14 protein-coding genes are annotated in these 14,540 nt (G+C 70.6%); 10 read left to right on the top strand and 4 right to left on the bottom strand.

What is annotated here, in order from left to right:
- Positions 1-39: 39 nt before the first annotated feature.
- Positions 40-873: a MurR/RpiR family transcriptional regulator gene (locus ACWGI2_RS30540; RefSeq protein WP_453698806.1), complete on the bottom strand. Its 834-nt coding sequence runs from the start codon at positions 871-873 to the stop codon at positions 40-42.
- Positions 870-2,420, bottom strand: a complete 1,551-nt coding sequence (locus tag ACWGI2_RS30535) for an aromatic amino acid ammonia-lyase (protein ID WP_453400229.1) — start codon at positions 2,418-2,420, stop codon at positions 870-872. The genes ACWGI2_RS30540 and ACWGI2_RS30535 overlap by 4 nt, the downstream gene beginning before the upstream one ends.
- 151 nt (positions 2,421-2,571) lie before the next feature.
- Here ACWGI2_RS30535 and ACWGI2_RS30530 point away from each other — a divergent pair, with 151 nt between their 5' ends.
- From ACWGI2_RS30530 to ACWGI2_RS30500, 7 genes are all read left to right on the top strand, one after another.
- The gene (locus tag ACWGI2_RS30530; RefSeq protein WP_453698804.1) at positions 2,572-3,768 is read left to right on the top strand and encodes an ABC transporter ATP-binding protein; all 1,197 of its coding nucleotides are present in this window, start codon (positions 2,572-2,574) and stop codon (positions 3,766-3,768) included.
- Positions 3,765-4,412 (top strand): ABC transporter permease, encoded by a 648-nt coding sequence (locus tag ACWGI2_RS30525; protein WP_453400227.1) that lies wholly within the window; start codon positions 3,765-3,767, stop codon positions 4,410-4,412. Before ACWGI2_RS30530 ends, ACWGI2_RS30525 begins: the two co-directional genes overlap by 4 nt.
- 1 nt (position 4,413) lies before the next feature.
- A complete protein-coding gene (locus ACWGI2_RS30520) occupies positions 4,414-5,085 on the top strand; it encodes an ABC transporter permease (protein ID WP_453400226.1) in 672 nt (223 codons plus the stop codon).
- Positions 5,086-5,105: 20 nt separating this feature from the next.
- Positions 5,106-6,041: an ABC transporter substrate-binding protein gene (locus ACWGI2_RS30515; RefSeq protein WP_453698904.1), complete on the top strand. Its 936-nt coding sequence runs from the start codon at positions 5,106-5,108 to the stop codon at positions 6,039-6,041.
- 48 nt (positions 6,042-6,089) lie between these two features.
- Positions 6,090-7,502, top strand: coding sequence for a purine-cytosine permease family protein (locus ACWGI2_RS30510; protein ID WP_453698803.1), 1,413 nt, complete (start codon positions 6,090-6,092; stop codon positions 7,500-7,502).
- Between the two features lie 11 nt (positions 7,503-7,513).
- Complete coding sequence (locus ACWGI2_RS30505) at positions 7,514-7,936, top strand: hypothetical protein (protein WP_453400224.1); 423 nt, start codon at positions 7,514-7,516, stop codon at positions 7,934-7,936.
- 76 nt (positions 7,937-8,012) lie between these two features.
- Positions 8,013-8,798, top strand: coding sequence for a phosphodiesterase (locus ACWGI2_RS30500; protein ID WP_453698802.1), 786 nt, complete (start codon positions 8,013-8,015; stop codon positions 8,796-8,798).
- Positions 8,799-9,081: 283 nt separating this feature from the next.
- Here the strand turns inward: ACWGI2_RS30500 and ACWGI2_RS30495 are convergent, their stop codons facing one another.
- A complete protein-coding gene (locus tag ACWGI2_RS30495; RefSeq protein WP_453698801.1) occupies positions 9,082-10,473 on the bottom strand; it encodes a cystathionine beta-synthase in 1,392 nt (463 codons plus the stop codon).
- 149 nt (positions 10,474-10,622) lie between these two features.
- Between ACWGI2_RS30495 and ACWGI2_RS30490 the strand changes: the two genes are divergently transcribed.
- The 3 genes from ACWGI2_RS30490 to ACWGI2_RS30480 all read left to right on the top strand — a co-directional run bounded on the left by ACWGI2_RS30490 (position 10,623) and on the right by ACWGI2_RS30480 (position 14,190).
- Positions 10,623-11,645: an SGNH/GDSL hydrolase family protein gene (locus tag ACWGI2_RS30490; protein WP_453400221.1), complete on the top strand. Its 1,023-nt coding sequence runs from the start codon at positions 10,623-10,625 to the stop codon at positions 11,643-11,645.
- A gap of 262 nt (positions 11,646-11,907) precedes the next feature.
- On the top strand, positions 11,908-13,128 hold the full coding sequence (locus tag ACWGI2_RS30485; RefSeq protein ID WP_453400220.1) for an acetyl-CoA C-acetyltransferase: 1,221 nt from the start codon (positions 11,908-11,910) through the stop codon (positions 13,126-13,128).
- Positions 13,129-13,380: 252 nt separating this feature from the next.
- Positions 13,381-14,190, top strand: coding sequence for a hypothetical protein (locus ACWGI2_RS30480; RefSeq protein ID WP_453400311.1), 810 nt, complete (start codon positions 13,381-13,383; stop codon positions 14,188-14,190).
- 34 nt (positions 14,191-14,224) lie between these two features.
- Here the strand turns inward: ACWGI2_RS30480 and ACWGI2_RS30475 are convergent, their stop codons facing one another.
- Positions 14,225-14,536, bottom strand: coding sequence for a hypothetical protein (locus ACWGI2_RS30475; protein ID WP_453400219.1), 312 nt, complete (start codon positions 14,534-14,536; stop codon positions 14,225-14,227).
- Positions 14,537-14,540 lie beyond the last annotated feature (4 nt).

Genomic DNA, 14,540 nt, shown 5'->3' with positions numbered 1-14,540 from the left:
TGCCGGCTGCCAGGGCGGGCTTTGGTGCCCCGGCGGCCCCTACTCCACGAACAACCCCCGCTCCGCCGCCCCCGCATCAAACTCCTCAAGCCGCGCCTGCGCGTCCGGAAGCCCGTCGCACATCGCCTCCAGGAGCACCCGCCCCAGCAGCATCGGCGCGCACGCCGTGTCGAAGGCGAGGCCCGTTCCGACCGCCGCCGGGAGGAGGAGGTCGGAGTGCGCCGCTACAGGGGCGAACGCCGAGTCCGCCACCGTCACCACGGAGAGGCCCGCCCCCTGGGCGTGGGCGAGGGCGTCCACCACCTCCCGCGGGTGCCTCGGCAGCGCGAAGCACAGGAGCGCCGTCGCGCCCGCCCGCACCGCCGCGTCGATCCGGTCGGCCAGCATCGTGCCGCCCTCGTCGAGGAGGCGTACGTCGGGGTGGACCTTCGCCGCGAAGTACGAGAAGCCGTACGCCTGGGACGCCGCGGCCCGCAGGCCGAGGACGGGGAGCGGGCGGGAGGAAGCGAGGAGCCGCCCGGCGCGCTCCACCGGAGCCGGGTCGGCGAGTACCTCCGCCAGGTGCCGGAGGTTCGCGATCTCCGCCTCGACCGCCTGCTGGTACTCGTTGAGGGAGGCCTCGCCCGCCTCCTCCGCGGGCGCGAGATCCCGCAGGTGCCTGCGCAGCGCCGGATATCCGTCGAAGCCGAGCGCCACCGCGAAACGGGTGACGGAAGGCTGGCTCACCCCGGCGAGCTCCGCCAGTTCGACGCTGGAGAGGAAGGGGACGTCCCCCGCCCGCCGCACCATGCAGTGCGCGATGCGCCGCTGCGTGGGCGTGAGCCGGTGGCCCTCGAAGAGCACTTGCAGCCGCACCGCAGGACTGTCACTCATACTGTTCCCCTCACAACGCCCTGACTCTCACCCAGGTTTGACCACAGCTCCGTGAACCGGTCGAGCAGCCCGGCCGCCGCCGTCACATCATCCGTCAACGGCCGGTCGGCCAGTTCCGCGTCCAGTACCGAGTCCGCGAGCTCGAAGGCCCGGCCGACGGGCAGCTCCGGGTCGAGTCGCATGTCCCGCTGCCTCAACGCCCTTATCGCCGCGACCAGTTCGCAGCCGACCACCAGGCGGTACGCCTCGCACGCACGCAGCGTCTGCCGCGCCGCGAGCGAGGCGAAACTGGCCTGCTCCTCCACGCCCCGGGAGAGCACCGCGTGGCCTAGGGAGGCGGGGGCGGAATAGGCCCGCAGGTCGCCGAGGGCCGCGCCGGCCGCGTACTCCAGGATCATCACGCCCGACGACGCCGGTTCGCCGTCCGCGAGGAAGGGGCGAAGGCGGGTGAAGCCCGGTTCGTTCAGCGTGGAGAGACGGGACGTCGAAAGGCGGGCCGCCTGGGTCATCGCGAGCCTGAAGTGGTCGAGGGACAGGGCGAGTTGGGCGAGGTAGAAGCCGCCGTGGTGGTACGCCGCCATGTCCTCCGCAGAGATCAGCGGGTTTTCCGCCGCCGCGTTGATCTCCACCGTGAGGACATCCTCAAGGGCGTCCGCCGCGTCGTGCGCGGGCCCGTGGATCTGCGGCACGCAGCGCAGGCCGTACGGGTCCTGGATCCGGCCGAGCGGTGGCGTGGGGCGGTCGGGCGCGCCGAGGATCCGCCGCATCCGTTCGGCGACCATGTACGAACCCGTGTGGCGCCGCGCCTCGTGCACGGGCAGCGCGTACGCCTCGTACGAACCGTCGACCGCCATCAGGGTCAGCGCCGCCACCACCTGCGTCGCCGCGATGAGGCCGCGCAGTTCGTGCAGGGCGAGCGCGGACTGCCCGAGGGTGAGGGCGTTGCTGCTGATCAGGGCGAGGGCGTCGTTGTTGTCGAGGGGCTGCGGCGCGGGGGCGGCGCCCGTTCCCTGCCAGGGGTGCTCGCCCGCGAGCGCGAGGCCCATCTGCGCGAGCGCAGCGATGTCGCCCGTGCCGACCGAGCCAAATTCGTTGACCTTCGGGTAGGCGCCCGTCTCCAGGGCCTCGCAGAGCGCGGTGACGACGGTGGGGCGCAGACCCGCGCCGCCCGCGAGCAGTTGGTTGGCGCGCACCGCGAGCATCGCGCGCACCTGCCGCGCGGGCAGTTCCTCGCCGATCGCCCCGGCGTGGCTGCGCAGCAGGCGCAGACCGTGGTCGGAGGCCGCCTCGGTGGGCACGGACTCATTCCGGTTGGCGCCCACTCCGGTGGAGCGGCCGTAGACGCGACCCCAGGACGCGATCTCCCGCGCGGCGTTCCACGAACTCTCCACGCGCTTCATCCCGTCCGTTCCAGGAACGGGCTTTGCGGTGGATTCGGCCATGCGTACGACATCTGCGACCATCAGTCCGCGGCCGTCCAGGACGACGACCGAGTCACTGTCGTCGGTCGCCCTGGCAGGTGTCCTGTCCGCGATGCGAGACGACATCACTCGTAAACCCTCCTCAACCGGACGCTCCGTCTTGCCCTGCGACCACTCGTTACCAGTGATTTACGCCGGGGCGTGGACAAGCTATTGACAATCTATTCAGTCAACGAGAACTCTGCATGACGATATACAGCCGGGCAAGGGACTCCTCATGATCCAATTCGATACGGTCCACAAGCGCTTCCCGAACGGCACAACCGCGGTCCACGACCTGACCCTTGAGATGCCGGAAGGGGGCGTGACCGTCCTCGTCGGATCTTCCGGTTGCGGCAAGACGACGACGCTCCGCATGATCAACCGAATGGTCGATCCGACCTCCGGGACGATCAGGGTGGGCGGCAAGGACGTCCTGGAGCAGGACGCCGCCGAGCTGCGCCGCTCCATCGGTTACGTGATCCAGCAGTCCGGGCTCTTCCCGCACCGCACCGTCCTGGACAACATCGCGACGGTGCCGCTGCTGCTCGGATGGGGGCGCAAGAAAGCGCGGGCGCGGGCGGCGGAGCTCCTGGAGACGGTCGGCCTCACCGCCGACGCCGGGAAGCGCTACCCGCACCAGCTCTCCGGAGGCCAGCAGCAGCGCGTCGGCGTGGCCCGCGCGCTGGCCGCCGACCCGCCGGTGCTCCTGATGGACGAGCCGTTCGGCGCGGTCGACCCCGTGGTGCGCACTCAGCTCCAGGACGAACTCCTGCGCCTCCAGCGGGAGTTGAACAAGACCATAGTCTTCGTCACGCACGACATCGACGAGGCGGTACGGCTCGGTGACCGCATAGCCGTCTTCCGCACCGGCGGCCACCTCGTGCAGTGCGCGAGCCCCGCCGAGCTCCTTGCCCGCCCCGCGGACGACTTCGTCGCGGACTTCCTGGGCGCGGAGCGCGGCCTGAAGCTGCTCTCCCTGACGACGCTCGCGGAAGTCCCGCAGGCCCCGGCCCCGGAGGGCGGCGCCTGGACGCTGCGACTCGACTCCGCGGGCGCACCGGTGGCCTGGCGGCACAAGGACGGCGACGCGGCGGACGTCCCCGTACGCCCGTTGCGCGACACGGACTCGCTGCTGTCCGCCCTCAACGAGTCCCTGTCCGCCCCGACCGGCCTCGTAACCCGGGTCGACGAGACGGGCACCCTGACCGGGGTGACGTCACGGGAGGACATCCACGACCGGGCGGGCGCGGCGCACGAGAGGGGTCGGGCAGTCTGCGGGCCGGTGGGGGCTGATCGCGCAGTTCCCCGCGCCCCTGACGGGGCGCCCCTGGAAGGGGCGCGGGGAACTGCGCGAGCAACCCAGGACAGCGGTCCCGACGGAGAACCCACGAAAACCACCCCTGCCCCCGCTACTGCAAAGCGCACCCCGTGACCATCGACTGGTCGTGGATAGCCGACCACACCGACGACCTCACCACCCTCACCCTCTCCCACCTCCAGGCCGCCCTCACCTCCGTACTCCTCGGCCTGCTCATCTCGCTCCCCCTGGCCGTCGTCGCCCACCGCGTGCGCCCCCTGCGCGGCCTGCTCCTCGGCCTGTCGAACGTCCTGTTCACCATCCCGTCCATCGCGATCTTCGTTCTGCTCCTGCCGGTCAGCGGGCTCACCCGCACCACCACCGTCATCGGCCTGACGATCTACACGCTCGTCGTGCTCCTGCGGAACACCGTCGAGGGCCTGGACTCCGTCCCCGCGAAGACGAAGGAAGCGGCCAAGGCCATGGGCACCCGCCCCCTTCGCACCCTCCTCACCGTCGAACTCCCCCTCGCGCTCCCGGTGATCATGGCGGGCGTACGGATCGCGACGGTCATGGCGATCTCCCTCGTCTCCGTGGCGACGTACATCGGCGACGGCGGTCTCGGTCAGCTCTTCACCGACGGGTTCCAGCGCAACTTCCCCACCCCCGTCATCGTCGGCGTCGCCTTGACCCTGCTCCTCGCGCTCGTCGCGGACGCGCTGCTCGTCACCCTCCAGTACGTCCTGACTCCCTGGACCCGCCGCAAGAGGAGCGCGTGACATGTACGAACTCTTCAAAGACCTCGGCGCCTGGCTGGTTAGCGGCGAGCAGTGGGCCGGGTCGGACGGCATCGGGCACCGCCTCGCCGAGCACCTCCAGTACTCACTGCTCGCCACCCTGATCGCCGCCGCGATCGCGCTGCCGGTCGGGCTGCTCATCGGGCACACGGGGCGCGGCGCCTTCGTCGCCATCAACCTCTCCAGCTTCGGACGCGCGCTGCCCACGGTCGGGCTCGTCGTCCTCGTCTTCCTGGCCAGCGGCCTGTCCATGTGGCCCGTCTACATCGCCCTCGTGGCGCTGGCCATCCCCTCCATCGTCACCAACACCTACGCGGGGATGACCGCCGTCGACCCGGAGGTACGGGACGCCGCGCGCGGCCAGGGCATGCGCTGGCACCAGGTCCTCTTCCAGGTCGAACTGCCCCTCGCACTCCCGCTGATCATGACCGGGCTGCGGCTCGCGCTCATCCAGGTCGTCGCGACGGCCACCATCGCCGCGTACGTCTCCTTCGGCGGGCTCGGCCGGTACGTCTTCGACGGGCTCGCCCAGCGCGACCTCGTCCAAGTGCTCGGCGGTGCCGTGCTCGTCGCGGTCGTCGCCGTCGTACTCGATCTCGCGCTCTCCGCACTGCAGCGCGCCCTCTTCCGCCACCGCCCCGCCAAGTCGGCCTAGGAGCACACCAGATGGCCCCCATGAACCGCAGGACACTCCTCGGCGGACTCTTCGCCGCAGCCTCCGTCCCCGCGCTCGCCGCGTGCAGCGGCGGCATCACCTCCCTCAACGGACAGGGCTCCGGCGGCTCCGGCGGTGGCTCCAGCAAGAACGGCGTCACCATCGGCACCGCCAACTTCACCGAAAACCAGGTACTCGGCTACCTCTACGCCGCCGCCCTCGAAGCGGAGGGCGTGAAGACGGAGGTCCGCCCCAACCTCGGCACCCGCGAGATCCTCATCCCCGCGCTCAAGGGCGGCGACATCGACCTCCTGCCCGAGTACCAGGGCGCACTCCTGCACTACCTCGACACCAAGGCGAAGGCCACCGAGGAGGGCGAGATGCAGAACGCCCTCGCCATGGCCCTGCCGCGCGGCCTCCAGATCCTCCCCTACGGCAAGGCCGAGGACTCCGACGCCTTCGTCGTCACGCGGGAGACCGCCGACAAGTACGGCCTCAAGACCCTCGGGGACCTCGCGAAGCACAACGGCAAGCTCGCCATCGGCGCGGCGCCCGAGGTCAAGAAGCGCACGGTGGGCTCGGTGGGCCTCAAGGACGTCTACGGAGTGGAGTTCAAGGAGTTCAAGTCCCTTGATTCCTCGGGTCCGTTGGTGAAGGGCGCCCTGAAGAAGGGCGATGTCGACGTGGCGAACCTCTTCACCACCGACACCGACATCATCGCCGAGAAGTGGGTCGTGCTCACCGACCCCAAGAACCTGATCCCCGGCCAGCACGTCGTCCCGCTCATCGCCGACCGCAAGGCCGACTCGACGGTGCGGGCGGCGCTCGGGCGCCTGGGCAACGCCCTGACGACCAAGGACCTCACCGAGCTGAACCGCCTGGTGGACAAGGACAAGAAGGACCCCGAGGACGTCGCGAACGACTGGGCGGCACGGCACGGGATCAGCAAGAAGTAGCTCACCCGCAGGGCAACGGCTCACCAGCAGCAGGGAGTTCACCGGATCATGGCAGACACTCTCGTGGAGCGGCGCTCCATCGACGTCGTCCCCGACGACGAACGGCACGGCACGGCGTTCAGCCAGTTCACCCTCTGGCTCGGCGCCAACCTCCAGATCACCGCGGTCGTCACCGGCGCCCTCGCCGTCGTCTTCGGCGGCGACGTGGTGTGGTCGGTGGTCGGCCTCCTGCTCGGTAATCTGCTCGGCGGCGCCGTGATGGCCCTGCACTCCGCGCAGGGGCCGAAGCTCGGCCTGCCCCAGATGATCCAGTCCCGCGCCCAGTTCGGGGTGCGGGGAGCCGTCGTACCGCTCCTGCTCGTCATCCTCATGTACGTCGGCTTCTTCGCCAGCGGCAGCGTCCTGGCCGGACAGGCCACGGCCCAGCTCACGCACACGAACGACACCACCGGCATCATCATCTTCGCGGTGGTCACGGCCGTGGTGGCGGCGGTCGGCTACCGCGTGATCCACGTCCTCGGCCGGGTGGCGAGCGTGATCTGCGCGCTGGCCTTCATCTACCTGGGCATCCGCCTCCTGGACCGCGTGGACCTGTCGGCGCTCCTGAACGACGCGCACTTCGACCTGCCGATGTTCCTGCTCGCGGTGTCGCTCTCGGCGTCCTGGCAGCTCGCCTTCGGTCCTTACGTCGCGGACTACTCGCGCTATCTGCCGCGTACGACGTCGGGGCGGGCCACCTTCTGGTGGACCCTGTCCGGCTCCGCGCTCGGCTCGCAGTGGTCGATGACGTTCGGCGTGCTGGTGGCGGCGAGCGCGGGAGAGGCGTTCCTCGCCAACCAGGTCGGATACGTGGTCGGCCTGGGCGGCACGGGCCTGATCGCGTCGTTCCTGTACTTCGTGATCGCCCTCGGCAAGCTGACCATCAACGTGCTCAACACCTACGGCGGCTTCATGTCGATGGTGACCAGCATCAGCGGATTCCGGGGCCAGAAGGTCCTCTCGCCGCGCGGCAGGGCGGCGTACATCGCACTGATCATGGTCGCGGGCACGGTGGTGGCGCTGCTCGGCAAGGACAGCTTCCTGACGTCCTTCAAGGACTTCCTTCTCTTCCTCCTGACGTTCTTCACGCCGTGGTCGGCGATCAACCTGGTCGACTACTACCTGATCTCCAAGGAGCGCTACGACATACCGGCGCTCTCCGATCCCCACGGCCGCTACGGAGCCTGGCGCTGGGACGCGCTGGGGGTCTACGGAGTGGGGCTGCTCGCCCAGCTGCCCTTCCTGGTGACGCACTTCTACACCGGCCCGCTGGTGGAGCCCCTTGGCGGCGCGGACATCTCGTGGATCGTGGGCCTGGTCGTCCCGGCGGCCCTGTACTGGCTGCTCGCCCGGCGCGACACGTCGCACATCCCCACGGAAAGGGGGGATAGCCCCACTGTCAGGGCCTCATCGGCTGCGTAACGTAAAGGGCTATGGAAGCCCGAGACGCCGAACTCAAGAAGGAACTCGACGCCACTCTGCATGCCCGCAGAGAGCTGGGCGAGGAGTACGAGTCCGCGCTGGTCGACTCCTTCCTCGGGAAGGTCGAGCAGCGCCTGGACGGCACGATCGACCGGAGGATGCGCCGGCACATGGCCGAGCAGCAGATGGTCGTAGCCCGCGGGTCCCGCGCGCCGAACAGCCCCGTGGACTCCTGGGGCGAGCGCTTCGGGTTCGGCATCGTCTCGCTGATCCTCGCGATCCCGCTCTCGGCGATCGGCGTGGTGAACGCGGACCTGCCGGGGCTGTTCGTCACCTGGGGCGGCATCGTCGGCGTGAACGCGGTGCATTCGATGCGGGGCATGAACTTCGGGCGCGGCAAGGACCGCGGCCGGAAGTCGGAGTGGGACGACTGAGGCCCGGGCCGCCGCGGGATTCTGCTGTCAGCAGGACCGGTGGCGCGCAGCCCGCCCCGGGGCGGACCGTTCCTCCATGACCACCTCTGTCGCGCACCTCAGTGACCTGCACCTCACCACCGGCCCGCTGGCCGCCGAGCCCGCGGCCGGCCTGCGCCGCGCGCTCGCCCGCGTCCTGGCGATCGAACCCCGGCCCACCTGCGTCGTGATCACCGGCGACCTCACGGAACACGGCCGCCCCGACGAGTACGAGCAGCTGCGCGAACTCATCGCGGGCTTCCCGCTGCCCCTGCACCTGACGACCGGCAACCACGACGATCCGGCGGCCCTGGTCAAGGCGTTCGGCGGCGAGCCGCAGCTCGGCGGCACGCACTCCACGCGGTACGCCGTCGAGTACGCCGACCTGACGCTGATCGCCCTGGACACGAACGTGCCCGGCGCCGGACACGGCCACCTCGGCGAGGCCCAACTCGCCTGGCTGGACGAGACGTTGGCGGCCCGCCCCGAGATACCCGCCCTGGTCTGCCTGCACCACCCGCCGGCGGACATCGGCATCCCGTACCTGGACGGCATGCGCCTCACGGACGGCGACGCCCTCGCGGAGGTCCTGGCCCGCCACCCCCACGTGGCCCGGGTCCTCGCGGGCCACGTCCACCGCCCGACCACCGGCGCCTACGCGGGCACGACCCTGTCGACCGCCCCGTCGACGTGGCTCCAGAGCTCCCTCGCCCTGAGCCCGGACCGCCCCATGGGCTACGCACCCGAGCCGACGGCGTTCCAGCTCCACCTGCGGACGGCCACGGGCTGGGTCACGCACACGGCGCAGGTGAGCCATGCGGCGGCGCGGATCCAGGGGTACTGATCCACTGATCCAGGGCGCCGAACCGTATACGAAGTTCATGCGCGGGGACCGCCGCACCCCCGGTTTCCCAGGGGGCGGGACGACGGCGGTCCCCGCGAGGGACTGCGGCCGGGTCAGGACCGGGCCGCGTCCAGGCGTTCAGAGGTCCGGGAGCCGCTCCGGAGTTCCTGTACGCCGACAACCACCAATGTGCCGGAGCCGTGTTAAGCGGGTGCTGCGCGAACGTGTCGCGCTCGTACCACTTCCGCGAAGTTCGCCCCACGGCTGACGGCACATCACGCGGCTACTGTCCCTGCTGCTCCGCCAGGAAGGCCAGCAGGTCCTGACGGCTCACCACACCGGTCGGCTTGCCCTCGACCAGGACGATCGCCGCGTCGGCCCCGCCGAGCACCGACATCAGGTCGGCGACCGGCTCTCCGGAGCCGACCTGCGGCAGCGGGTCCGACATGTGCTTCTCCAGCGGGTCCGAGAGCGAGGCGCGCTGCGTGAACAGGGCGTCCAGGAGCTCGCGTTCGACGACGGAGCCGATGACCTCGGCCGCCATCACGTCCGGGTGGCCCGCGCCCGGCTTGACGATGGGCATCTGCGAGACGCCGTACTCACGCAGTACGTCGATGGCCTCGCCGACCGTCTCCTCCGGGTGCATGTGGACGAGCGAGGGCAGTCGGCCACCCTCCTTGCGGCTCAGTACGTCACCGACGCGAGGCGCGTCGCCGGCCTGCTCCAGGAATCCGTAGTCGTTCATCCATTCATCGCTGAAGATCTTGCTCATGTAGCCACGGCCGGAGTCGGGCAGCAGCACGACCACGACGTCGTCGGGGCCGAGCCCCTCCGCGACCCGCAGCGCGGCCACCACGGCCATCCCGCAGGAGCCGCCGACGAGGAGTCCTTCCTCCTTCGCGAGCCGCCGCGTCATCTGGAAGGAGTCCTTGTCGGACACCGCGACGATCTCGTCGGTCACGTTCCGGTCGTACGCCGTCGGCCAGAAGTCCTCACCGACGCCCTCGACGAGGTAGGGCCGCCCGGAGCCGCCGGAGTACACGGAACCCTCGGGGTCGGCGCCGACGACCTTCACGCCCCCCTTGGAGATCTCCTTCAGATATCCGCCCGTCCCGGAGATGGTGCCGCCGGTCCCGATGCCGGCCACGAAATGGGTGATCTTCCCTTCCGTCTGCTCCCACAGCTCGGGGCCGGTGGAGTGGTAGTGGGAAAGGGGGTTGTTCGGGTTGCTGTACTGGTCGGGCTTCCAGGCGCCGGGGGTCTCTCGCACCAGGCGGTCGGAGACGTTGTAGTACGAGTCGGGGTGCTCGGGATCGACGGCCGTGGGGCAGACGACCACGTCGGCGCCGTACGCCCGCAGGACGTTGATCTTGTCGAGCGACACCTTGTCCGGGCAGACGAAGATGCACTTGTAGCCCTTCTGCTGGGCCACGATGGCGAGGCCGACCCCGGTGTTGCCGGAGGTCGGCTCGACGATGGTGCCGCCGGGCTTGAGCTCCCCGCTCTGCTCGGCCGCCTCGATCATGCGCAGCGCGATGCGGTCCTTCACGGAACCGCCGGGGTTGAAGTACTCGACCTTGGCCAGGACCGTCGCCTGAATGCCCGTGGTCACGTTGTTGAGCCTCACCAGCGGGGTGTTGCCGACGAGGCTGATCATCGAGTCGTGGAATTGCACCGTTGTCTCCGGGCTGCGATGTAGTGCGACGAATGGGTGCCGTCAGCGTAAGGCTCCCGTTCAGTCGTTCACCTCCTCGCGCGATTGGCCGACCGTCCTTACGGGGCAATGAGTTGATGTAGGGCGGTACGAGGAGGTGGCTGCAGGGCATGTCGAGGGCGAGGGTGGCGCGGCGGATCGCCGCGGGCGCGGCTTACGGCGGCGGAGGTATCGGGCTGCTCGGGGCGGCGACCGTGGGAGTGGTCCTCGCCGAGGTGCAGCTGGCGAAGCGGTCCGTCGGGAACAGCGGGGAGCATGCGGCTCCACCGCGGGCCGACGGGCGCTACGGCTGGGGGTACGCGGAGCGGCCGGACGCCGAGGAGCCCTTGCGGTTCGCGATGCTCGGCGATTCCACCGCCGCGGGGCAGGGGGTGTACCGGGCAAGGCAGACGCCCGCCGCGCTGCTCGCGGCGGGGCTCGCGGCGGTGGCCGAGCGGCCGGTGGAGCTGCGGAACGTGGCGCTGCCTGGTGCGCAGTCGGACGACCTGGACCGCCAGGTGACGCTGATCCTCTCCGACCTCGCGTCCTGGGTGCCGGACGTGTGCGTCGTGATGATCGGCGCGAACGACGTGACGCACCGGATGCCCGCGACGCGGTCCGTACGCCTGCTGGCGGCGGCGGTGCGGCGGCTGCGGACGGCGGGGGCGGAGGTGGTGGTCGGTACGTGCCCCGACCTGGGGACGGTCGAGAACGTCTACCAGCCCCTGCGCTGGATGGCGCGGCGGGTGTCGCGGCAGCTGGCTGCCGCGCAGACGATCGGGGTGGTCGAGCAGGGCGGGCGGACGGTGTCGCTCGGTGACCTGCTCGGCCCCGAGTTCCTTGCGAACCCTCGGGAGCTGTTCGGCCCCGACAACTACCACCCCTCCGCGGAGGGGTACGCGACCGCGGCGATGGCGGTGCTGCCGACGCTGTGCGCCGCGCTGGGGCTGTGGCCGGAGGAGGAGCGCCCCGACGTGTCGCGGCGCGAGGGCTTCCTGCCGGTGGCCCGAGCTGCCGCGCAGGCCGCGTCGGAGGGCGGCACGGAGGTCGCCGCCGCGATGCCCACGGGCCCCCGAGGCCCCTGGGCCCTCATCAAACGCCGGCGCCGCCGCCGCATCCACCACGCCCCGGACCCTTCACCGCTGCCGCGGTAGCCCTGCGGGGGGCGGGGCGATGGGGAAACGCCCGGGGGGGGCACTGCGGGTCGTCGCACACTGGCCCGGCGCTGCGCGCCGGATCTCTCCCGCCCACCCACCCGTTTACCCGGCGGCGCACCAGCCCCCAAGGCGCCCCGCCAGAACTGAGCAAGCGCTTAGAAAAATGCGTTCCGCATCACAGTCCCCGCCCGATGACCTATAGCGATACGTGCAGGTAACTTCCCAAGGAGTCCTGCCCCCTCGTCACTGGAGTGCCGTGATGCCCGAAGCCGTGATCGTCTCCGCCGCCCGCACCCCGATCGGCCGCGCCTTCAAGGGCTCCCTGAAGGATCTGCGGCCCGACGACCTGACCGCCACGATCATCGAGGCCGCCCTCGCCAAGGTCCCCGAGCTCGACCCGAAGCTCATCGACGACCTGATGCTCGGCTGTGGTCTGCCGGGTGGCGAGCAGGGGCACAACCTCGGCCGCATCGTCGCCGTACAGATGGGCATGGACCACCTGCCGGGCTGCACCATCACGCGGTACTGCTCGTCCTCCCTGCAGACCTCCCGTATGGCACTGCACGCCATCAAGGCCGGTGAGGGCGACGTCTTCATCTCCGCCGGTGTGGAGATGGTGTCCCGCAGCGTGAAGGGGTCGAGCGACGGGCTCCCGGACACCCACAACCCCCTCTTCGCCGACGCCGAGGCCCGCACCGAGGCGGTTTCGAAGTCCGAGGGCTCGAACTGGCACGACCCCCGCGAGGACGGCCTGATCCCGGACGCGTACATCGCGATGGGGCAGACCGCCGAGAACCTGGCCCGCGCCAAGGGCGTCACCCGTAAGGACATGGACGAGTTCGGCGTCCGGTCCCAGAACCTCGCCGAGGAAGCCATCAAGAACGGCTTCTGGGAGCGGGAGATCACCCCCGTCACCACCCCCGACGGCACCGTCGTCAGCAAGGACGACGGGCCCCGCGCCGGCGTCACCCTCGAAGGCGTCGAGGGCCTCAAGCCCGTCTTCCGCCCCGACGGCCTCGTCACCGCGGGCAACTGCTGCCCGCTCAACGACGGCGCCGCCGCCCTCGTGATCATGAGCGACACCAAGGCCCGCGAGCTCGGCCTGACCCCGCTCGCCCGCATCGTCTCCACCGGCGTCACCGGTCTCTCCCCCGAGATCATGGGCCTCGGCCCGGTCGAGGCCAGCAAGCAGGCCCTCTCCCGTGCCGGTCTCACCGTCGACGACATCGACCTCTTCGAGATCAACGAGGCCTTCGCCGCCCAGGTGATCCCCTCCTACCGCGACCTGAACATCCCGCTCGACAAGCTGAACGTGAACGGCGGCGCCATCGCGGTCGGCCACCCCTTCGGCATGACCGGCGCCCGCATCACCGGCACCCTCATCAACAGCCTCCAGTTCCACGACAAGCAGTTCGGTCTGGAGACGATGTGCGTCGGCGGCGGCCAGGGCATGGCCATGGTCATCGAGCGCCTCAGCTGACCCTCCAGGCCCTCCGGACGCCTGCGCATCCCCGCTCTCTCCATTGATTCGTGACTCAATCTCCCCCAGGATGTGACCTATCTCCTGGGGGAGATGCATATGCCCAGGTCAGAGTGCATCTATGGATAAACACCGGGCCGAAAGACCTGTCCAATTCGTGACGTAATGCACTGACAGGTGGATCGTGCAGGCTTCAAGCTGATGTAGGAAGTCGGGGGTCGACTTGAAACCGGGAGTACGTCAGTGAGCGCCATGCCTCTTGCCTTGCTGCTCTCCACGGCCGCTGCCACGGCCGTGGGTGCCGCCGCCCTGCACGCCGTGCACGGGCTTCGGAAGCAGATCACGACCCTGCGCACCGAGCTGGCCCAGAGCCGGCCGGCGACCGCGCACGCCGCCGTGCCCGCAGCCCGCACCACTCCGGACACCGACGAGATACGCACGGCTGTCGCCGAGGCCCTCGCCGAGGAACGGGAGCGCGAGCTGGCCGAGGCACGGGCCTTCTGGGCCGCCCAGGAAGCCCGTGACGCCTCGGACGCGCCCTCTCTGCTCAGCGGCCTGCCCGGCCTCTCCGACATGGCCGACGAGCTGTTCCTGCCCCGCCAGGCGGACTTCTCGGGCCTGGAGGCGGACAGCCTGGAGCCGGTCATCGAGCCGTACGGCGACCCGGCCGACGAGTTCGCGGCCGACTCCCCGGAGCTGGCCGCGGCCCGCCGCCGCCACCCCTCGCACCCGGACTTCGTGCCGGTCCAGTCCCCCGTCAACGGCGACCACGAGCGCACTGTCGCCTGTCTTGAGGAACTGGCCGACGCCCGCACGGCGCTCGCCGACGTCCGCCCCGGACCGCTCGGCACGCTGGACGTCTACGTCTTCGCGGACGGCACGACGCTCTGCATGACCCCGGGCCACCGCGAGACCGCGGAGCTGCTCGCCGACGCCCTGCGCGACGGCCACACCCCGGTCCTGCTCGGCGGCTCCGGAGTCTCCGGCGCCTACGCGCTCACGTTCGAGTGCGGCGCCGAGAACGTCTACATCCTCGCGGACCGCGTCATCGCGTCGGTCTGACCGCAGCGACCCCGGCGTCCGCCGGGGTCACCTGTCACACCCCGGCGCGCTTCTGCGCCTTCTCCACGAGCGTCAGCGCCTCCGCGAGCTGCCCCTCGTCGTCGAGCACAAGGGCCAGATCCCGCCCCGCGACCGTGATCTGGTCGGCGGCGGCGAACATCCCGGCGTCCGGCATCTCCCGCGGCTCCTCGTCCGGCGCCTCGATCCGCTGCGCCCACGCCGCCAGTTCCCTGGCCAGAGCGAGCGCCTCGGTCGCCGCCCCCCGCTGCAAGCGGCTCTGCGGGGCGGCCCGCAAGCGGTCGGCGAATTGGTCCACTGCGGCCGTCAAAGGCGTCGTATCAAGCACCCGG

The sequence above is a fragment of the Streptomyces sp. NPDC054866 genome (assembly GCF_053610745.1).
Note: the sequence above shows the minus strand (reverse complement) of the source record. Positions and strands in the feature narration are given on the sequence as shown.